Origin of the sequence: Bacillus sp. 179-C3.3 HS (assembly GCF_047229225.1) — a bacterium.
In the GTDB taxonomy this organism is placed as follows: domain Bacteria; phylum Bacillota; class Bacilli; order Bacillales; family Bacillaceae; genus Bacillus.
This window is the reverse complement of record NZ_JBFEFT010000003.1, coordinates 125,200-144,452: the sequence shown is the minus strand read 5'-3', so window position 1 is coordinate 144,452 and position 19,253 is coordinate 125,200. Positions and strand designations below refer to the sequence as shown.

Below are 19,253 nucleotides of genomic sequence, written 5' to 3'. Positions count from 1 at the left end.
TTCGTTGAAATTCATTCTTTCATTATAAATCGCGATGCAGTGAGAAACAAATGTTCTTTCTTTTTTGGCTGTTCATACTTGTCCTGTCTGCACCATATATTGAATAGAGTGAGGTGGAAAAAATGGATGTGAAAGAAGCCTTTATTCCCAACTTTATTAGCTGTTACTTTATTGCGCTTGGGGTCATTTTGGGCGGTGCAATTATAGGTGGCATTGGTGCGTATTTATCGGGTCAGCCACCGCTAACAATCATTACAAGTCTCGCAAATCGTTTAAAAATTTGGGCGCTTGTTGCTGCAATTGGTGGTACATTCGACGCGGTATATAGCTTTGAAAGAGGCATATTCGAAGGAAACACGCGTGATATTTTCAAACAGATTTTATTAATTATCTCTGCCATGGGCGGTGCACAAACGGGATATCTCATTATTACATGGCTCACTCAGGAGCATGTGTCATCATGAGGGTGCCAGAGTTGTATAAACGCCCAGGCTGGCAACGCTTCTTTGCTGGGATGATGTTTGGTGCTATGATCAGTTGGTTGATCTTCTTGTTTACATATGGCACCTTTCAAGAAAAGCAAGTCACTCTTTTAAGAAGCCAGCAGCACCATATGGATAGCTTAAAGGAACAAATCACACTCTATCGGGAAGATTTGCATAAACTAAATGAGGACAATAAGCAGCGGCTTCTCATTCAAAGTGTAGACGTACACCTAGTGAATCGTGAGCAATATAAAATTCCAGAACCGGATACGTTAAAATTTGAGGAACAAGTCAAAGAGGACATATCAGAGGTCATCACAAAGGATATTGATAGTGTATATAAAACAAAGGAATTGTTAAAGCGAACCGTGGAGAACAAGGAATATACGATTAGGGAAAAGGCTTACCGCGCCAAAGTTACAGAGCTGACCATTTATACAAAACTCTCCATTGAAGTACGCATTTCATTTGCCCAATAGATCATGATGTGGATTTTTTATGAATTTATGCAGTCAATGATCGCTTTTTTCTTCCAATTTTTATAAACTAAAGTAGAACAAGATCTTAAATAGAAAGAGGTGAGGACAATGGAGGTTTATAGCTATCGTCAAATGGCACGAGACAAAGCCAGTCGAATTAAAGACGGCATGTGTGCGTATGCTGAGACAGAAATGATGGCTCATTTAATCAAAAAAGAATTAAAGCATCAAAATCTCCAAGCTTATGAAGATTCAACAGACATCGGCTGCTGGTTTATCCCAATCCTTAAGTAACCCTTTTCTTCTTGATCAAAAAAGAGAGAGGGAGCTGAATCTTCCCTCTCTCACGTTCATGATTTACATACTTCTTCTAAATCACGTAAAATATCATCTGCCACTGACCAGTCATAAATGGATGCTCCTGCGGCAAGCGGGTGACCACCGCCATGATATTTTTTAGCAATCGTGTTGATGACGACACCTTTCGAGCGAAATCTCACACGAATTTGATCGTTTTCTTCGACAAAAAAGACCCAAGCCTTAATTCCTTCAATATTCCCTAGTGTCCCTACAAGCTGTGAGGCTTGCTGCGCCGTCGTCTGGAATGAGTCCAGAATGTCTCGCTTAATAAAAACAGACGCCACACCATTTTCTGATAATGAAATGTGCTGAAAAATATAGCCATTTAATTTCACGACATTCAAACTGGTTTCATACAATTGATTGAATAGATCTGAAGATGAAAATGGATATTCAATTAATTCGCCTGCATACTTGAGTGTCTTTTTTGTTGTGTTTGGGAAAAGGAAGCGGCCTGTGTCTCCGACAATGCCAGCATAAATGAGTTCTGCTGCCTTTGTATTTAGTTGATATCCTTCTTCTTTCCCCTCTAAATACAGCTCATAAATCATTTCACTCACAGAACTTGCCTCTGTATCCACCCAAAGCAAGTCACCATAAGGGTCTTCATTCGGATGATGATCGATTTTCATCAGTTTATCACCCTTTGCATAGCGCTGGTCATCAATTCTTGCTTGATTGGCTGTATCACAGACAATCACAAGTGCGCCTTCGTATGCTTCGTCCGGTACTTCATCCAGTTCATATAAAAATGACAGGGATGGTTCTGGGGTTCCAGTCGCATAAATATTTTTTTCCGGATACGTTGCACGCAAGATTTCCGTAAGGCCGCACTGCGATCCATAAGCATCAGGATCTGGTCTTACATGTCTATGGATGATGATGGTGTCATATAATGATATGGTTCTAATCAGTTCTTTTTTCATAATAACTCCTTCTTAGCGATACTCTTTTTATTATTAAATCATAATCTATCCTGATGGAAAAGTGAGGAATAGACAATTTATTCTAGTAAGCAAGCCTATTTACGTTTAAAATAGGGTTGTAACCACTTACAATGGAGGCTTGGCACATGCTTGTTTTGATTGTGTTTATTATTTGTTCTGCCATGTTTTATTTATACTACAAAGCAAAGAATGTCCGTACGAACCGGCCGGTCGAGAAGAAATTCTGGTCTGCCAAATCAAGTATGGCACTCGGTTGCTTTGTCCTGCTCTTCGGTGTGAATCAATTATTTTTAAACCGCTCGTCACTCGCATTTGTCATTGGGTTTATTTTTGTTGCAGTCGGTATCGGCAGTACGTGGGCTGGATATAAAGCCTACAAGCATTACCTCCCGCACTTTCTAAAGGAAGGCGAAAAAGACCACGCGTAAAGAAGAAGGGCGAAATGGATTCGCCCTTTTCCCTTTTTCTGATTGCTGTAAGTGCGATCTATCCTCTCTCCATTAACTGCACCATCATCATCGCCTTACCTACGATATTCGTTTGGTGGTACACCTCGACTTCTAACTTTCCAAACTTACGACCTACCTCTAAGATATTCGGTTTGATCTGTATAGTGGTTTCCATTTGGACTGGCTTTAAAAAGTAGACAGACAGACTTTCAACAATCAGCTCTCCTTTTTTATGAGATTTCAAAAAGCGATTGGCTGATTCAATTAAAATTTGTGTAAACACCCCATATGAAATATTCCCCAGTTGGTTTGTCATTTGTGGTGTCACTTCATATTGATAGACTGCCTCTGTTTTTGTTCGATCTGTATCCGTCTCTTTAAACCCTCTTGACACAACATCATCTATTTTTTCTCCAACTTGAGGTTGCTTTTGAATCATTTGAAGTGCTTTGAGCACATCTTGCCGGCTAATCATGCCAATCAGCTTCGCATGATCATCTACAACGGGCAACACCTCAATGCCTTCCCACACCATCGTTTGTGCCGCAGAGGCAACGGATGTTTTCCCAATGACCGTGAGTGGTTGTTTGGTCATCACTTTTTCAATTGGTGTAGAGCGGTCATGACCTGCAATGTCTTTTGAGGTGAGTATGCCATGAATCTTCATTTGATCATCTGCTACTGGGAATCGGCCATGTCCTGTTTCGTAATTCTTTTCATACCATTTCTCCAGCTTATCTTCTGGTGAAAGATACACTGTGCGTTCGATCGGTGTTAAGATATCTTCGACAAGCACGATTTCTTTTTTTATTAATTGATCATAGATCGCCCGATTGATGAGGGCAGCTACTGTAAACGTATCATAGCTTGTTGATAAAATCGGCAGCTCCAGCTCGTCTGCTAGCTGTATAATTGGCTCATCGGTTGAGAATCCGCCTGTCACCAAGACAGCAGCTCCTGCTTCTAATGCTTGCCTGTGGGCGTTAATCCGGTTTCCGACGATCAGCAGGTTGCCGGCTGCTGTATATCGCATCATCGCATCTAGCTCCATGGCACCGATGACAAATTTGTTTAACGTTTTATGTAAGCCTGCTCGTCCACCAAGCACTTGACCGTCAATGACATTGACAACTTCTGCATATGTCAGTTTTTCAATATTTTCTTTTTTCTTCTGCTCGATTCGGATGGTACCGACGCGTTCAATGGTACTGACGAATCCTTTATTTTCAGCCTCTTTAATCGCCCGATAAGCAGTTCCTTCACTTACCTTCATTTCTTTTGCAATCCGCCGGACAGAAATTTTCTCACCGACCTCTAAAGAATCAATATACGATAAAATTTGTTCATGCTTTGTCGCCAATGCCGTTCACCCTTTTTATTTTCAGCGTTTTCATCTATGTTTCATTATAACGGCAGGAGGCTTTTAATAGCAATTTGTCTTTTCTGTCTACCGGTTATATTCAGAACAAAAAAGCCGGCATCGTATGCCAGCTCATGACCATCTTTATGAAAGATCAATCGATTCTCCGCTATTTAACACATGACCTACACCGCCAGGCAAGCTATCTGCAAATGCATGCGGATCTTGCACAATCGGTGGGAATGTATTGTAGTGGATTGGTACAACGTGCTTGGCCCGTAGCCACTCTGCTGCGATTCTTGCGTCCTCTGGTCCCATTGTGAAGTTATCACCAATTGGAAGGAATGCCAGATCAATATGATTTAGCTCACCGATGAGTTTCATATCTGAAAAGAGTGCAGTGTCTCCCGCATGATAAATGGTTTTGTCTTCGACTGTCAATAAAATTCCTGATGGCATGCCTGTATACGTAATCGTTTTGGCTTCTTCATCAATCACAGCTGAACCATGGAACGCTTGCGTCAGCTTGACTTTACCGAAATCAAATTGGTAACCACCGCCAATATGTAGCGGGTGCGTTTTGACTCCTTGCCAGCTTAAATAAACGGCAAGCTCGTTTGGTGCTACAACAAGTGCATCATTTTGTTTCGCAATTTCAATTGTGTCCCCGAGATGATCGCCATGCCCGTGTGTCAGTAAAATCACATCTGCTTTCACATCTTTCGGAGCAATCGTCGCGTGTTTATTTCCATTTAGGAATGGATCGATCCAAATATCATACCCGTTTGTTTCAATGTGTACAACTGAATGTCCATGATATGTTGCTTTCATGTGTATCCACCTTTCAAATTTGTTCCTATCTCTCTATTCCCACTATCACTGATCAAAAAACTTAGTGTTTATGAATCACGTTAAGTCCACCTGTTGCCTCGATGACAGTCCCTGTAATGAGGTCTGATCGATCATCACATAAAAATGAAATGATTCGCCCAATATCCTCTCCAGTGCCAGATCTGCCGATTGGTGTTTCTTCGTCTTTCATCAGTCGCGCTTTTTCAATAGTGGATTCTTTCATCTCACCGACGATTTTGCCTGGGCAGACCATATTGGCGGTGATGCCATTTTCAGCCTCTTCAATTGCAATGGTTTTCGTCAATGACGCGAGCCCGACTTTTGCTGCTCCAAAAGCTGACCGGTGCATCCAGCCTGGTGCATGATCTGCCCCTTGGAAGCCATACGTAATAATGCGGCCAAAGCCTTGCTTCCTCATCATTGGAATGACCATTCGGAACAAATGAAACACTGCTGATAGGTTTCCTTCCATCATTTGATACCACTCATCTTCGGTGTAATCCGCCAGTTTCTTTCGTTCAAAAATATATGGACCAGCATTATTAATCAAAGCATCGATTCGACCAAAGCGCTCCGCTGCTAGCTCCACCATATGTTTTAAGTCCTCTTTGTTTGTTACATCACCTTGGACAAATTGTAGCTTTTCCTCGTATGGCTGCAATTCTTCTTTCATCCGTCGTACAGCTTCATCATCACTTCGATAATTCACTGTCACAGAATACCCCATATTCAGTAAAGACTCGGTCACTTTTCTGCCAAGTCCTTTAGAACCCGCTGTTATTAATGCGTGTCGCACACAATCTCCTCCTAAAGCAAAGGTTGCAAGTTCACATGTTTCTCATTATCTTTACTTTACTATAAACCTGTACTAGGCGCACTTCTGAACCCTTTGAATCTATTGATGATGTGCGAAATACGCCGGATGATGCATCCATTTTTGTAAATCCCACGAACCATGAATCCCAAGGAGTAACGAAACAAAACGGTAACATTCTCTCACCTCTTGAAGCTTAAGAGGAAGCGGGTGAATCTCTTTATACCCTCGCTCTACAAAGTGTGCCGCTTCTTTTGTCAAAAGATACTCTAATGCAATCAAATCAAACGCAGGCGGCCCATATACGACATATTCCGTATCGACGAGGCTCATGACGTTGCCATCCCTCTCAATGTATTGCGTCACATCTAAATCAATTAATATGAGACTGGCTGATTCAGGAGGTGGAAGCTCTTCTAGCTTTTGCTGGATCTGCTTTGCATAGCTTACAATGTCATGCTGATTGGCAAAATAATGAGTGGTGAGATATCCAACAGCCTTTTTTAACTGCTGATGGAAATTCTTTAGCTCATCCTGTTTCCCATCGTATACTGGACCAAAAAAGTGAGTTTTGTCCGCATGGAGACGTGCCAACTTCCTCCCATAATCATGATAACTTTCAGATGTTTTACCTTGAAAAGTGGTGGAAGGAATCCCCTCCATTTTCTCCATGACCAGATAGAGTCTTCCTGATATGTTCATTTTGCGTATCACTTTTGGCGTTTGAAAAGAATTCGTCGCAGACACACTTCGATTGATTTGATCAATATGCTCTTGCACAGCGAGTGCATCCACTCCATAAATCATGTTGATACCTGCCGTAAATTCGTTGTCAGTGCGGGTGGCTTTAGGTGATCGAACAACATATTCCGTTTCATTTTGTAATACAACAAGCCATACATCATTGGCTCTTCCTTTATATGTTTCACCGAGCGTTTGGACCGATACGATAGGTTGTGTAAACAATGCCTGTAGCTTTTCCTTCACCATCAGCTATCTCCCCTTTTCAAATAAAACACTGCACGACTTCATGTTCTCCAAGAAAGATGGATCTCCTGTCTGCACACAAGAAAAAACCATCCGTCTCATGACGAATGGCTTTTTTCAGATGTTGCTAAGCAGGCGTTTGCTTTTTCTAATGCAAGCTGAATTTGTTTGAATCCAGTTCCACCTGCACTTGTTCTTTTTTCAACAGCGACATACGGGTCTAGAACCGTATAGATGTCTTGTTCAAACAGGTCACTCGCTTCTGTGAATGTGTCCATCGAAAGATCACTTAAGTAGATGCCTTTTTGAATGCATGTATACACAAGTTTTCCTACGACTTCGTGAGCCTCACGGAATGGCATTCCTTTTTTGGCTAAGTAGTCCGCCACTTCTGTCGCGTTCGAGAAATCCTCTTTCGTTGCCTTTTTCATCACATCTTCATTGACCGTCATCGTTTGGATCATCCCTGTGAAAATTTGAAGGCTACCAGTCAAGGTTTTCACTGTGTCAAACATGCCTTCCTTATCCTCTTGCAGGTCTTTGTTATACGTAAGAGGCAGACCTTTCATAATGGTGAGAAGCCCCATCAGATTGCCATATACACGGCCTGTTTTCCCGCGGATGAGTTCAGCCATATCTGGGTTTTTCTTTTGTGGCATCATACTGCTACCTGTTGCGTACGTGTCATCAAGTTCAATGAATTTGAATTCTTGAGAGCACCATAAAATGATTTCCTCACAAAAGCGTGATAGGTGCATCATGACAAGGCTGCTATTAGACAAGAACTCTAAAATGAAGTCACGATCACTCACACCATCAAGACTGTTTTCATACATTTGGTCAAAGCCGAGCAATTCTGCTGTATATTCACGATCAATCGGGAATGTCGTTCCAGCTAACGCGCCGCATCCAAGCGGTGACACGTTAATCCGCTTTAAAGAATCTTGGAAGCGTGCTTTGTCCCGCTCAAGCATCCAAAAATAGGCGAGCATATGGTGTGCAAAAGAAATAGGCTGTGCACGCTGCAAGTGTGTATACCCCGGAAAAATCGTTTCAACGTGCTGCTCTGCTTTTTCTACAAGCACTTCTTGAAAAGAAGAGATCAGCTCAATGATATGCTCCACTTGGTGATTCAAATATAAATGCATATCTGTTGCGACCTGATCATTCCGGCTTCTCGCTGTGTGCAATTTGCCGCCAACTGGACCAATCTCTTCAATGAGCATTTTTTCAAGGTTTAAATGGATATCCTCGTAATCAACAGAGAATTCAAGTTCATTTGCCTCTGCTCTTTGCATGAGCGTATTCAGTCCGCCTTTAATGGCAGCGGCCTCCTCATCTGTGAGGATACCGCATTTATTCAGCATACTTGCATGTGCAAGGGAGCCGGTCAGATCTTCTATGACTAAATGTTTGTCGAAGTGAATGGATGCTCCAAACTCATCGACCCATTTTTCTGGTGTTTTTTGAAATCGGCCTCCCCACAGCTTTTTCATGCCTTCACCTGCTCCTTTTTATTCACGATGCTGTTTACCTTCGTTGGTAAGCCCCAAAGATTAATAAATCCGACAGCTGCATCATGATCAAATTCATCTGCCTTTGTATAGGTAGCTAGCTTTTCATCATAAAGTGAATATGCTGATTTACGTCCTTCTACAATCGCGTGACCTTTAAATAGTTTCACACGTACTACGCCTGTTACGTTCTTTTGCGTTTCTTCTAAGAAGGCATGTAGGGCATCTCTCAGTGGTGAGAACCATAGGCCATTGTATATTAATTCAGCCATTTTTTGTTCAACGATCGGTTTGAAGTGTGCCACTTCTTTTACAAGTGTTAAGTCTTCAAGCTCTTTATGTGCTGTTAAAAGAGTGATTGCTCCAGGGCATTCGTACACTTCACGTGATTTGATTCCAACGAGACGGTTTTCTACATGATCGATTCTTCCAACACCATGTTGCCCCGCCACTTCATTTAAATGAAGAATTAAATCAGATAATGAATACTTCACTCCATCGATTGCAGTTGGTTTACCTTTTTCAAACGTAATTTCAATGACTTCAGGAGTGTCTGGTGTGTCTTCAAGCGGTTTTGTTAGATCATATGCACCTTCTGGCGGCGCTGCCCACGGATCTTCTAGAATACCGCATTCGTTACTTCTGCCCCAAAGGTTTTGGTCGATTGAATATGGACTGTCTAGGTTAATTGGAATCGGAATCCCATGTTTTTGTGCATAATCAATTTCTTCATCACGTGACCATTTCCATTCACGTACTGGTGCAAGAACTTCAAGATCTGGATTTAATGCTTTGATCGAGACTTCAAAACGAACTTGGTCGTTTCCTTTTCCTGTGCAACCATGTGCAACGGCTACTGCATTTTCTTTTTCTGCTACTTCTACTAATTTTTTCGCAATGAGCGGACGAGATAGAGCAGACACTAGTGGATATTTCCCTTCATACATCGTGTGTGCTTTTAATGCAGTGAGTGCAAATTCTTCTGCAAATTCTTCTTTTGCATCAATCATATAAGATTGAACCGCGCCCACTTGAAGTGCTTTTTGCTGAATAAATGCTAAGTCTTTTCCTTCCCCAACGTCTAGGCAGCAAGCCACAACCTCGTATCCTTGTTCTTGTAACCATTTAACTGCAACAGAGGTATCAAGACCTCCGGAATAGGCTAATACAACTTTTTTATTTTCTGACATGATTAAAAGCTCCTCTCGCTTGGTTTCATTCTGTGAATGTTTTTTGCATAAAAATTAGTTTTTATTTATAAACATGCATTTAGTATGTATACACTGTAACAAGGAAAAATTGTTTTTTCAACCCTTTTATGAAAAAAACTCTGCCAAATTTTCTTGGCAGAGTCTTTTCGGGCTATTTTTGATCCTTTTCGAGCTCGCGTAAGATGTGTGGTAGCTCTGGCATAATGAGTTTCGTCATGGCTAAACGGACAGCGCCTGTCGAGCCCGGTGTGGCAAAAACCGCTTTTTGATTGATGATGCCTGCCGTTGCTCGAGACAAGATAGCGGCAGAACCGATATCTTCTGTATAACTGAGCATGCGAAAGATTTCACCAAAGCCAGGTAGTTCTTTTGAAAAAAGGGGCGTGATAGACTCAATGGTGACATCTCTTGCAGCAATGCCTGTCCCTCCGTTGATTAAAACGGCATCAATGGTCGCTTCGCTCGTACCCTCTAGTACAGCATCTTGAATGGCCCCTATATCATCTTTGACAACCTCGTATGCAAGAATGAGATGTCCTTGTTCTTTAAGTAAATCAATCATGAGACGGCCGCTTTTATCTGTTTCTTTCGTCCTTGTATCACTGACTGTGATGACTTTTAAGTGAAGCCTCGATTTCGCCTGTTGTTTATGTTCCTCAACGCTCATCATACATCCGCTCCCTTTTATGTATTGGAGAACATTATAGCATGCTGCATTTGAATAGAAAAAAAGCTCTTTTCCAAATGGAAAAGAGCTTCGCTCGCATTATGCTAAACGCATAACGTCTCTAGCAATCATCACTTCTTCATCGGTTGGAATCACGATGACTTTAACTGGAGAGTGCGGGTAGCTAATGAATGCTTCTTCGCCTCTGATGTTGTTAAGAGATGGATCCCAGTAAACGCCCATGAATTCTAAACCACGAAGAACACGTGATCTTACTTCAGTACTGTTTTCACCAATTCCTGCTGTGAAGATAATTGCATCAACGCCATTCATTCTTGCAGCGTAAGAACCGATGTATTTATGAATACGGCTTGCAAAGATATCAAGCGCAACTTCTGCACGGTCATTTCCTTCTTCAGTTGCTTCTTCAATATCACGAAGGTCACTTGAAAGTCCAGACACACCTAAAAGTCCACTCTTCTTATTTAAAGTAGAAAGAACTTCTTCAGCAGAATGTCCTGTTTTCTCCATAATGAATGGGATAAGAGCAGGGTCAATGTTTCCTGAACGTGTACCCATTGCTACACCAGCAAGTGGCGTGAAGCCCATTGATGTATCGATTGATTTACCGCCTTCTACTGCTGCGATACTTGCACCGTTTCCTAAGTGGCAAGAAATTAAACGAAGTTCTTCAAGTGGACGGCCTAATAGCTCTGCTGCACGCTCTGTCACGAACTTATGGCTTGTCCCGTGGAATCCGTATTTACGAATACCAAAGTCTTTGTAGTAATCATACGGAAGGCTATATAAGTAAGACTGCTCTGGCATCGTTTGGTGGAATGCTGTATCAAACACAGCAACCGCCGGCACGTCAGGCAGAATTTGTTTAAATGCTTTAATTCCGACCACGTTTGCAGGGTTGTGAAGTGGTGCAAGTTCTGAAAGTTGATCAATTTCGTTGATCGCTCCATCTGTTAATAGAACAGAGTCGCTGAACTTCTCTCCGCCATGAACCACACGGTGTCCGACGCCATCAATTTCATTAAAGTCTTTGATGATGTTGAATTCCGTTAATTTTCCAAGCAGCATTTTGACCGCTACTGCGTGATCTGGAATATCCGTGATTTCTGTTTTCTTTTCGCCGTCTACAGAAATGGTAAAGATACTATTGTCCATTCCAATTCTTTCTACAAGACCTTTCGTTAAAACAGTTTCTTCTGGCATGTTGAACAATTGGAATTTAAGAGATGAGCTTCCTGCGTTGATTGCAATAATTTTGGACATTCTTGTCGCTCCTTTTACTCAGTTGTTATATAAGGTTTCACGTTTTTTTCCGGTGCTATATTCAACCTGTTTGTACGGGTCTTGTATAGTTTAACGATAAGTCCGAAAAATATCTGACTTTTTCATTTAAACATTGAAAACTACGCATTTCAAGTGCACACTCAAAGTGTTATCGCTTACATCAATAATTCGCTATTTTCCGAAAAGTCAGATAGCCAGAAATGAATCTGGCTATTCCTTTGTTTCTTTTTCTTCTATAAACCACTGATCGAGTTTTCTCATGACGCCAATCATAGCTTCTTTCTGGGTGAAAGATGGCAAGTTCGCAAATAGCATGCGTTTTGGCGCTTGCAATCCCTCTTTTTTCTTTTGCATGACAAATAGGCTCTTCGCATGCTTTTTGTCTTTAAACATGGAGACTGGCAGTTGAATTAACGCGTTCATATAAGCGTGTGATTTGATGAAATCTTTTAATTGTCCACTTTCTTTTCCTTCAAATAAATCATTAGGAATGATGAAGAATAAGAAACCTCCTTCTTTCGTGTAACGAAGGCTCTGTTCTATGAATAAATAATGTGCAAATGAGTGTCCCTCTTTTGCCTTTAATTCATAGTCGGCGGCTCTTTCATCATTTGGGTAATAGCCGACGGGTAGACTGCATACTGTCACATCTGCCGGTGACATCAAAAGGGGTTCAAGGCTGTCTTGATGGAACAGCTCTACCTCTTTCTCCTCCAAATTCGCCTGTGCCCAAGCAATTTTAATGAGTACATCATCAATTTCAGAGGCAAATCCTCTTTTTGTTTGTGCTGTGAGATTGTTTAAGACAGCAAGCAGTAGGTTTCCTGTTCCAACAGCTGGATCAAAAACGACAAGCTCTTGCTGTCCTTCTAAAAATTTATTGACCAAATAACTGACAAACAGGCCGATCGTATCTGGCGTCATTTGACGATTTGGATGAGAAATGTCTTTTTGTCCTTTCAATACGGCGAGCTGAAACGCTTTACGAATCTGCTCATGATCATAGGATGTAAAGTCTCCCTTTTCTATTATATCTTTCAATAAACCATTTCGATCATTTGCTTGAAAAAAGGCTTCTCCTGCTTCCGCCAATGCTTCAATATAGGAAATATTTTGTTCTTTTTTCAATCGAATAGACGCTGTATCGAGCAGCTCAAAAATCGTACTCACTTGATCTTTCTGCAATGCTTTTCTCTCCTCGCTTTGTTAAAAGCTATATGTTTTCATTGAAAAGAGCCCCAGTTTGAAGCCGGAGCTCTTGTCGATGCTGCCACTATAAAAGTGATTTTGCAGCTTCAATGGCTTTTTCATAATTTGGATGATTTGTTGCTTCACTAACGTATTCCGTGTAAACCACTTTCCCGTTAGGGTCTAATACGAACACAGCACGCGCCAATAAACGCAATTCTTTCATGTATAAACCAAATGCTTCTCCAAAAGACATGTCTCTGTGATCAGATAATGTTTCTACATTTTCAATTCCGTTTGCTCCGCACCAGCGTGCTTGTGCAAATGGAAGGTCTGCACTAATCGTATAAACATTGACTGGACCTAAATTAGCTGACTCTTCATTGAAACGTCTTGTTTGTGCGTCACACACACCTGTATCAATAGAAGGAATCACTGAGATAATCGTCACTTTTCCTGATAAATCAGAAAGTGAAACTTCTCCAAGTGAGTTCGTTAATACCGTGAAATCAGGAGCCTGCTCGCCTACTTTCACTTCATTTCCTACAAGCGTTACAGGGCTTCCTTTAAATGTGATCGATGCCAAAACAATTCCTCCCTTATCAAATGTATGGTTCTATCATAGTAGAGAACACAAAAAACTGCAAAGCCTAATCGTCCATTTTGAAAAAAAAGTTAACTGCAGCGCAGCTAACTTTTTAAAGGTCTATGTCATCTAGTTTTCGTTCTTTAGGACGTTGCTCTTTTTCATCTCGTTTAAACATGTGCTGAAGACGTTCAATTGCTTGAGGAGCAGAATCCAATATTTTATCAAGCAGATGCGTATGTTCATCCAAATGAAGCATTCGAACGCCGTTTGTACCTACAATTAAAAAAGCAATTGGAGTAATCGATACCCCTCCACCGCTACCACCACCAAATGGAAGTCTCGGTTCTTTTCTTTCTTGTTCATCCGAACGTTTTTCTTTCTGTTGGTTTCCGTTAAATTCACTTCCGCCTGCTGCAAATCCAAAACCAACCTTGGACACAGTGAGGATCACACTGCCATCAGGCGTTTCGACTGGATCGCCGATGATTGTATTCACATCTATCATTTCTTTCAAGTTTTCCATTGCAGTCTTCATCAGACCTTGGATTGGATGATCTGCCATTTTCGGGTTCCTCCTTAAACAGATGATTCATTCTTCGTTGCTCGAAGTGAGGCGTGTTTCCTCGCCTTCCTTCCTTTTAACCAATGGACAAGTAATCGAATGGCCGCAACCATAGCATGTCCAATACGAAAATAAGCTATACATGTGAAGTGTGTCTGGGAGACTTGATGTTGAAAGGCGGGAATCACTTCATACACCGGCTTTTCTTTAAACGTCAGATGCTCCTGCAAAAAGGCAAGCAATGCTCCTTTGACTGACCACACGCCTCCTGCTGCTACACCAGTTAATGCAGCGTCATGGAACCCAATCCACGTCGACCAATGGAATGAGGTGATTTTCATATGAATGAAAAATTGACGCATGATTCGGTTTACATCTACTATCTCTTTGGTGATCCGCTCCATCAGGTGAAGGATTCGCCTCACATCACGTTTCCCCACTTTTTTGTGCATGGTATCTGTTTCCTGACTAGGCGTTTTGGTACTGGCCATTTTCGTTTCCCGAATATCAATTGTTTGATCTTCTGTATTGACCCTCACCATCGGAATGTCTTTTTTGATCCTGATGATTCCGTATAAGGTCGTGACCTTCAGTTCGATATCGTCGTTGTCATTTGCATGTGAATACACAAATGAAATGGTCACTTTCATGAAGAGCAACAACATCACCAGAAGACAAACAGCTCCGATCCAAACGTAAAGCAATAGGCTCACATCCTCTTTCACAATTGATGCTTCTTCTACGATTATGGCTTTCATTTTGGTTTTTATACCCAATCGCATAAAAAAAGAGTTTGACCGCGATCGGTCAAACTCTTGGGATCATACATCTTCATCTTTTTTTTCATACAAGTGTTCATGGACAACCGCTGTATCAGCAAAATAGTCGTGAACCCCTTGCTTTTTCGGTGAAAATCCAACCACAGCATATAAAACAGTGAGTGAATTAATATATCGACCAACAATTTCTCTAAAGAAAATGACATCCAGCGTCAGCTGCTTTTCAGGCTGAAGTGAGATGACTTTAATTCCAAACACCATTTTTCCAAGGGTTTGGTGGAATATTTTAGTCAAAATCGCGAAGTAAAGTAGGAAGACAATGGTCGTCGTCACTGAATATGGCGAAAACCAGCCTCCTCCTTTTGACCATCCAAACAGGCTAAAGAGTGGAGAAACCGTTAAATGGTTAACACTCCAGACAACGAGCCCATCCAAGAGAAATGCCCAGAATCGAATCCAAAAACCCGCATAAGCGTGTTCTTCAATCGAAGCTCGTTTGACGAAATCTGGCTTGACTTCTTCCTGCTCGCCGCGATTTCCGCTTACTTCATCGAATGTAGAATCCATCTATGATCCCTCCTTTAGTTTGAATAGAGATACATCGGTTTAGACCCGTTTGAGCCTGCCAGTGTTTCTTTTAAATTTAGAAAATCAAGTTCACTCTTAAACAGCTTTCCTGCACTCATAGATAAGAGAGAGTTCCAGCCAAAGCTTTGAGAGTAGCTAACCACTTTCGCTCCTTTTAGCCCTTTTTCATTTTTCTTCATCGCTTTTAGTGCATCTTCATAGTAACCAAGCTCATCAACTAAGCCATTGGCTTTTGCTTGTGTTCCGTCATAAATACGACCATCGGCAATTTTCTTCACGTTCTCTTTAGACATGTCACGTCCATCAGCAATCACTTTTACGAATCCTTCATAGGAATTGTTTACCATGTCTTGCATGATATCACGCTCGTCTTTTGTCATATCACGATCTGGAGACATAATATCTTTGTATTTCCCACTTTTAATCGTTTCATATTTAATGCCTAAGTTATCTGCTAGCTTTGAGTAATTCAAGGTTTGCATGATCACACCTAGAGAGCCTGTTAACGTTTCAGGTGACGCGAAAATTTTATCGGCTGGTGCTGATACATAATAACCACCGGATGCCGCCATTGAACCCATTGATACGTAAATTGGCTTCTTCGCTTTTTTCACTTCTTCTAATTTCTTATGTATCTCGGCACTTTCATATACACCGCCGCCCGGTGAGTTTACACGAAGCAACACGCCTTTAACAGAGGGATCATCTTTTGCTTTATCTAGTTCTTTTAAGAACGCACGATGATCATAGCCCTCTCCTCCCAATAAACTGGAAGCACCGCCGTTATCTTGAATGGTTCCATTAATTTCCACAACAGCTATTTTATTTGACCCGCTACCATCCTCTAGCACTTTTTCTTCGATTTCATCCCCGAATTGATAGCTCATATTATTGTCATTGAAGCTTTGGAACAAAGTCATTGTGACACTAATCAGGATCGAAACTGCGAAAACACCAAATGCAATGACTAAGGCTACCCATCTTTTTGCATTCATTTCTTTCTCCTCCTTTTTGACTCACTTCATTCATACGAACGATTACATGAAATGTTTCGCAAGAATTGTGTTTTTTTACATTTCATATCAACTTATGATAGCACCTATGTAAAAAGACGAGCAACTTACACCATTTTAAGTTAGCTATCACCCATGAACAATTTCCTTTTTCCTCCTTCTCTTCCCATCTATTATCATAGAATTTTTCACAACGAAACACCCACTCCTTTCGATAAATAAAAAACAACTACTCAATATGACTCAACATTCTTTGCTTCACGAACAATGATAATGACTCATTTTTTGAAAAGCTCTTTCGTTTCTATTTTTTTAGCGACTTTCGAATATTTTTACTTTCATATGAAAAAAGTGTAAAATGTGACCAAGGGTTTAATGTAAGCCCTTTATTTTTGAACATTCATTTTGACAACAAAGGGGAGAACGTCAATGACAGACAATCGTCGCAATGTATTTTTCTTTTACAAAAAAGATCAGGAATTGGATGGGCACATTTCTTCTCTTGAAAAGCTCGCTTCGGATCAAGGCTTTCAAGTCGTAAACCGTGCAGAGGATGCACATATTATTGCTTCAATTGGTGGGGATGGCACATTTCTTCAAGCCGTTCGGAAAACGAACTTCCGTGACGACTGCTTGTACGTAGGGGTATCAAAATCAGAGAATTCACACTTATACTGCGATTTCTCACTAGATCACTTTGATAAAATGATTGAAGCCATGAACACCGAAAAGATTGAAGTAAGAAAATATCCGATTATCGATGTCAACATTGATAGCACGAATCAGTTCCATTGCTTAAATGAACTGTCTATCCGCTCTAGCATCATCAAAACTTTTGTCATCGATGTGTTTATTGATGACCTGCATTTTGAAACCTTTAGAGGCGATGGCATGATTATTTCTACTCCGACCGGCTCAACAGCCTACAATAAATCTGTGAACGGTGCTGTCGTTGATCCGATGCTTCCTTGCATGCAAGTGACAGAGCTTGCGTCGTTAAATAACAACTCGTATCGCACACTTGGTGCACCTTTTATTTTAAGTGATGATCGAAAGCTAACACTCAAGGTCGTACAGGATGGAAATGATCATCCTATTATTGGACTTGATAATGAAGCGCTCGGAACGAAGCATGTCAAACAAATTGACATCGGACTTTCAGGCAAAGTGATCAAAACGGTCAAATTAAAGGACAACTCCTACTGGGAAAAAGTCAAACGGAGATTCCTATAAAAGCCCTATCCGGGGCTTTTCAGATTGTTGACAAAGGGATAAAATAATTTTATTTTATCCCTTTGTCTTCTATGAGCGTGATTGAAAACCCTTGAAGTCTAGGAAGGACGAGCACTGGAGCGGAGCGAATGATACATTCGTGAGCACCAGCGCACAGGCCTGACAACGAATGCGAGGGTTTGTCTACACGCTGAAATGCCCTATCCGGGGCTTTTTTTATGCCCTTCTTGTGGTATGATGTCACAAGTATAAACGTAAGCTGTCGTTTACAAAAAAGGAGAACACAATGTCAATACAATCTTTTGATCCATATCCATTAAGTCAAGAATTGAAACAAGCGTTAGAAGCGCTTCACTTCCATACACCTACACCCGTTCAACAAGAGACATTATCAGTCGCTTTTTCAAAGCAAGACCTCATCGTTCAATCTCAAACAGGCAGTGGAAAGACAGCCGCATATGGACTGCCGATATGTGAAATGGTCGATTGGTATGAAAACAAACCACAAGCCCTGATCCTCGTCCCAACCCGAGAGCTGGCAATGCAGGTCAAACAAGACATCACCAGTCTTGGACGATTTAAACGAATCAAAGCAGCCGCTATTTACGGAAAAGCTTCTTTTAGAGCACAAAAATTAGAGCTTTCGCAAAAAAATCATATTGTATGCGGAACACCAGGTCGAATTTTGGATCATCTTGAAAAAGGCACACTTTCGTTAGACGCTCTTCAATTTTTCGTGTTGGATGAAGCAGATGAAATGCTGAACATGGGGTTTATGATGCAAGTGTCTGCTATCATCGACCATCTTCCATCCAAACGGATGTCGATGTTATTTTCAGCAACAATGTCTGATGAAATGAAGGAATTAAGCGAGCAATTTTTACAATCTCCTACGTTCATTCAGGTCGCGTCTGAAGAAACGCCTGTACAGGAAATTACACATACCCTCATTGAAACAGAGGAAGAAGCAAAGTTTTCACTCCTTCAACGAATGATTGTCATTGAAAATCCGGACCGTTGTATCATTTTCTGCAATACACAAGAAAAGGTCAATGAGTTAACGCGGAAGTTAGACGATTGGGATGTTCCTTGCGACAAAATTCATGGGGGCATGAGACAAGAGGACCGCTTTGATGTCATGGATGAATTCAAGGACGGTGGATTCCGCTATCTAGTGGCAACAGATATTGCAGCAAGAGGCATTGATGTAAGCGATATGACCCACGTCATTCATTACGACATGCCTTTTGAAAAGGAACGGTATATCCATCGAACCGGCAGAACAGGCAGAGCGGGTAAAAGCGGAAAAACGATTGCGTTTATGACGAAACACGATCAGCCACTCATTCATGAATTAAAGCAGCATGCCGGGATTGATTTACAAAGTCAGCCTATTCCTACGAAAGAGGAAGCAGAGCAGCATGTTGCAAGCTTTGAAGCAAAGATTGACACACCACTTCAACAAGAAAATAAACAAGCTGGAGTGGAGCAGGATATCATGAAGCTCTATTTTAATGGGGGTAAGAAAAAAAAGCTGCGTGCCGTCGATTTCGTTGGCACCATAGCAAATATTGAAGGTGTCGCATTTGAGGACATTGGCATCATTACCATACAAGAAACGAAAACGTATGTCGACATCCTTAATGGCAAAGGCCCTCTTGTGTTAAATGCCATGCGTCACACCACCATTAAAGGCAAGAAACTGAAAGTACATGAAGCACGATCATAACACGTGAAGGCCCTGCGCCTTCGCTTTTTTTATGACCAGGTCCCCTCCCTTAAAACACTGATGCGCCTGCCTTTCCGAACCTAAACATGACAAATGTCATATCTCGAGCATGATGGGTGCTACTATGAGGACGCTTCCTTTC

General features: G+C 41.3%; 21 protein-coding genes. 6 read left to right on the top strand and 15 right to left on the bottom strand.

The genetic code is table 11. From position 1 onward, the window contains the following. Nucleotides 1–122 precede the first annotated feature (122 nt). The 3 genes from AB1K80_RS03820 to AB1K80_RS03810 all read left to right on the top strand — a co-directional run bounded on the left by AB1K80_RS03820 (nucleotide 123) and on the right by AB1K80_RS03810 (nucleotide 1,258). Nucleotides 123–464 (top strand): YtrH family sporulation protein, encoded by a 342-nt coding sequence (locus tag AB1K80_RS03820; protein ID WP_412855293.1) that lies wholly within the window; start codon nucleotides 123–125, stop codon nucleotides 462–464. Continuing rightward, nucleotides 461–964, top strand: a complete 504-nt coding sequence (ytrI, locus tag AB1K80_RS03815; protein ID WP_412855292.1) for a sporulation membrane protein YtrI — start codon at nucleotides 461–463, stop codon at nucleotides 962–964. The genes AB1K80_RS03820 and ytrI overlap by 4 nt, the downstream gene beginning before the upstream one ends. 108 nt (nucleotides 965–1,072) lie before the next feature. Next, the gene (locus AB1K80_RS03810) at nucleotides 1,073–1,258 is read left to right on the top strand and encodes a hypothetical protein (protein WP_412855291.1); all 186 of its coding nucleotides are present in this window, start codon (nucleotides 1,073–1,075) and stop codon (nucleotides 1,256–1,258) included. 56 nt (nucleotides 1,259–1,314) lie between these two features. On the opposite strand, the gene AB1K80_RS03805 is transcribed toward AB1K80_RS03810, so the two are convergent. Beyond that, a complete protein-coding gene (locus tag AB1K80_RS03805; protein ID WP_412855290.1) occupies nucleotides 1,315–2,250 on the bottom strand; it encodes a DHH family phosphoesterase in 936 nt (311 codons plus the stop codon). A gap of 146 nt (nucleotides 2,251–2,396) precedes the next feature. On the opposite strand from AB1K80_RS03805, the gene AB1K80_RS03800 reads away from it, so the two are divergent. Next, a complete protein-coding gene (locus tag AB1K80_RS03800; RefSeq protein ID WP_412855289.1) occupies nucleotides 2,397–2,699 on the top strand; it encodes a YtpI family protein in 303 nt (100 codons plus the stop codon). A 58-nt stretch (nucleotides 2,700–2,757) separates the two neighbouring features. Here AB1K80_RS03800 and AB1K80_RS03795 read toward each other — a convergent pair whose 3' ends face one another. The 14 genes from AB1K80_RS03795 to sppA form a co-directional block, all read right to left on the bottom strand. Next, nucleotides 2,758–4,080 (bottom strand): DRTGG domain-containing protein, encoded by a 1,323-nt coding sequence (locus tag AB1K80_RS03795; protein WP_412855288.1) that lies wholly within the window; start codon nucleotides 4,078–4,080, stop codon nucleotides 2,758–2,760. A 144-nt stretch (nucleotides 4,081–4,224) separates the two neighbouring features. Next, complete coding sequence (locus AB1K80_RS03790) at nucleotides 4,225–4,911, bottom strand: metal-dependent hydrolase (RefSeq protein WP_412855287.1); 687 nt, start codon at nucleotides 4,909–4,911, stop codon at nucleotides 4,225–4,227. A gap of 61 nt (nucleotides 4,912–4,972) precedes the next feature. Then, nucleotides 4,973–5,728, bottom strand: coding sequence for an SDR family oxidoreductase (locus tag AB1K80_RS03785; protein WP_412855286.1), 756 nt, complete (start codon nucleotides 5,726–5,728; stop codon nucleotides 4,973–4,975). A 99-nt stretch (nucleotides 5,729–5,827) separates the two neighbouring features. Beyond that, nucleotides 5,828–6,736, bottom strand: a complete 909-nt coding sequence (locus AB1K80_RS03780; protein WP_412855285.1) for a phosphotransferase — start codon at nucleotides 6,734–6,736, stop codon at nucleotides 5,828–5,830. A 95-nt stretch (nucleotides 6,737–6,831) separates the two neighbouring features. After that, entirely contained in the window at nucleotides 6,832–8,229 is a 1,398-nt protein-coding gene (gene argH, locus AB1K80_RS03775) for an argininosuccinate lyase (protein WP_412855284.1), read from the bottom strand. Next, nucleotides 8,226–9,437, bottom strand: coding sequence for an argininosuccinate synthase (locus AB1K80_RS03770; protein WP_412855283.1), 1,212 nt, complete (start codon nucleotides 9,435–9,437; stop codon nucleotides 8,226–8,228). Before AB1K80_RS03770 ends, argH begins: the two co-directional genes overlap by 4 nt. A 172-nt stretch (nucleotides 9,438–9,609) precedes the next feature. Further along, a complete protein-coding gene (locus tag AB1K80_RS03765) occupies nucleotides 9,610–10,125 on the bottom strand; it encodes a MogA/MoaB family molybdenum cofactor biosynthesis protein (RefSeq protein WP_412855282.1) in 516 nt (171 codons plus the stop codon). 99 nt (nucleotides 10,126–10,224) lie between these two features. After that, nucleotides 10,225–11,409, bottom strand: coding sequence for an acetate kinase (locus AB1K80_RS03760; RefSeq protein WP_412855281.1), 1,185 nt, complete (start codon nucleotides 11,407–11,409; stop codon nucleotides 10,225–10,227). Between the two features lie 231 nt (nucleotides 11,410–11,640). After that, nucleotides 11,641–12,615: a class I SAM-dependent methyltransferase gene (locus AB1K80_RS03755; RefSeq protein ID WP_412855280.1), complete on the bottom strand. Its 975-nt coding sequence runs from the start codon at nucleotides 12,613–12,615 to the stop codon at nucleotides 11,641–11,643. 88 nt (nucleotides 12,616–12,703) lie between these two features. Continuing rightward, entirely contained in the window at nucleotides 12,704–13,204 is a 501-nt protein-coding gene (gene tpx / locus AB1K80_RS03750; protein WP_412855279.1) for a thiol peroxidase, read from the bottom strand. Nucleotides 13,205–13,316: 112 nt separating this feature from the next. After that, nucleotides 13,317–13,769 carry a GerW family sporulation protein gene (gene ytfJ / locus AB1K80_RS03745; protein WP_412855278.1) on the bottom strand — a complete coding sequence of 151 codons (453 nt, stop codon included), beginning with the start codon at nucleotides 13,767–13,769 and terminating at the stop codon, nucleotides 13,317–13,319. Nucleotides 13,770–13,783: 14 nt separating this feature from the next. Further along, nucleotides 13,784–14,527, bottom strand: a complete 744-nt coding sequence (locus AB1K80_RS03740) for a DUF2953 domain-containing protein (RefSeq protein ID WP_412855277.1) — start codon at nucleotides 14,525–14,527, stop codon at nucleotides 13,784–13,786. A 63-nt stretch (nucleotides 14,528–14,590) separates the two neighbouring features. Further along, nucleotides 14,591–15,115 carry an RDD family protein gene (locus AB1K80_RS03735; RefSeq protein ID WP_412855276.1) on the bottom strand — a complete coding sequence of 175 codons (525 nt, stop codon included), beginning with the start codon at nucleotides 15,113–15,115 and terminating at the stop codon, nucleotides 14,591–14,593. A gap of 14 nt (nucleotides 15,116–15,129) precedes the next feature. After that, nucleotides 15,130–16,131, bottom strand: a complete 1,002-nt coding sequence (gene sppA / locus AB1K80_RS03730; protein WP_412855275.1) for a signal peptide peptidase SppA — start codon at nucleotides 16,129–16,131, stop codon at nucleotides 15,130–15,132. Nucleotides 16,132–16,578: 447 nt separating this feature from the next. Here sppA and AB1K80_RS03725 point away from each other — a divergent pair, with 447 nt between their 5' ends. After that, complete coding sequence (locus tag AB1K80_RS03725; protein WP_412855274.1) at nucleotides 16,579–17,382, top strand: NAD kinase; 804 nt, start codon at nucleotides 16,579–16,581, stop codon at nucleotides 17,380–17,382. A gap of 286 nt (nucleotides 17,383–17,668) precedes the next feature. After that, nucleotides 17,669–19,111, top strand: a complete 1,443-nt coding sequence (locus AB1K80_RS03720; protein ID WP_412855273.1) for a DEAD/DEAH box helicase — start codon at nucleotides 17,669–17,671, stop codon at nucleotides 19,109–19,111. The last annotated feature ends 142 nt before the right edge of the window (nucleotides 19,112–19,253 follow it).

Coding starts and splice junctions, on each gene's coding strand:
- AB1K80_RS03720 (WP_412855273.1), top strand. CDS start 17,669: ATGTCAATACAATCTTTTGATCCATATCCATTAAGTCAAGAATTGAAA.
- ytrI (WP_412855292.1), top strand. CDS start 461: ATGAGGGTGCCAGAGTTGTATAAACGCCCAGGCTGGCAACGCTTCTTT.
- AB1K80_RS03790 (WP_412855287.1), bottom strand. CDS start 4,911: ATGAAAGCAACATATCATGGACATTCAGTTGTACACATTGAAACAAAC.
- AB1K80_RS03740 (WP_412855277.1), bottom strand. CDS start 14,527: ATGAAAGCCATAATCGTAGAAGAAGCATCAATTGTGAAAGAGGATGTG.
- AB1K80_RS03800 (WP_412855289.1), top strand. CDS start 2,397: ATGCTTGTTTTGATTGTGTTTATTATTTGTTCTGCCATGTTTTATTTA.
- AB1K80_RS03765 (WP_412855282.1), bottom strand. CDS start 10,125: ATGAGCGTTGAGGAACATAAACAACAGGCGAAATCGAGGCTTCACTTA.
- argH (WP_412855284.1), bottom strand. CDS start 8,229: ATGAAAAAGCTGTGGGGAGGCCGATTTCAAAAAACACCAGAAAAATGG.
- sppA (WP_412855275.1), bottom strand. CDS start 16,131: ATGAATGCAAAAAGATGGGTAGCCTTAGTCATTGCATTTGGTGTTTTC.
- AB1K80_RS03725 (WP_412855274.1), top strand. CDS start 16,579: ATGACAGACAATCGTCGCAATGTATTTTTCTTTTACAAAAAAGATCAG.
- ytfJ (WP_412855278.1), bottom strand. CDS start 13,769: ATGGCAGATCATCCAATCCAAGGTCTGATGAAGACTGCAATGGAAAAC.
- AB1K80_RS03820 (WP_412855293.1), top strand. CDS start 123: ATGGATGTGAAAGAAGCCTTTATTCCCAACTTTATTAGCTGTTACTTT.
- AB1K80_RS03760 (WP_412855281.1), bottom strand. CDS start 11,409: ATGTCCAAAATTATTGCAATCAACGCAGGAAGCTCATCTCTTAAATTC.
- AB1K80_RS03810 (WP_412855291.1), top strand. CDS start 1,073: ATGGAGGTTTATAGCTATCGTCAAATGGCACGAGACAAAGCCAGTCGA.
- AB1K80_RS03735 (WP_412855276.1), bottom strand. CDS start 15,115: ATGGATTCTACATTCGATGAAGTAAGCGGAAATCGCGGCGAGCAGGAA.
- AB1K80_RS03780 (WP_412855285.1), bottom strand. CDS start 6,736: ATGGTGAAGGAAAAGCTACAGGCATTGTTTACACAACCTATCGTATCG.
- AB1K80_RS03805 (WP_412855290.1), bottom strand. CDS start 2,250: ATGAAAAAAGAACTGATTAGAACCATATCATTATATGACACCATCATC.
- AB1K80_RS03770 (WP_412855283.1), bottom strand. CDS start 9,437: ATGTCAGAAAATAAAAAAGTTGTATTAGCCTATTCCGGAGGTCTTGAT.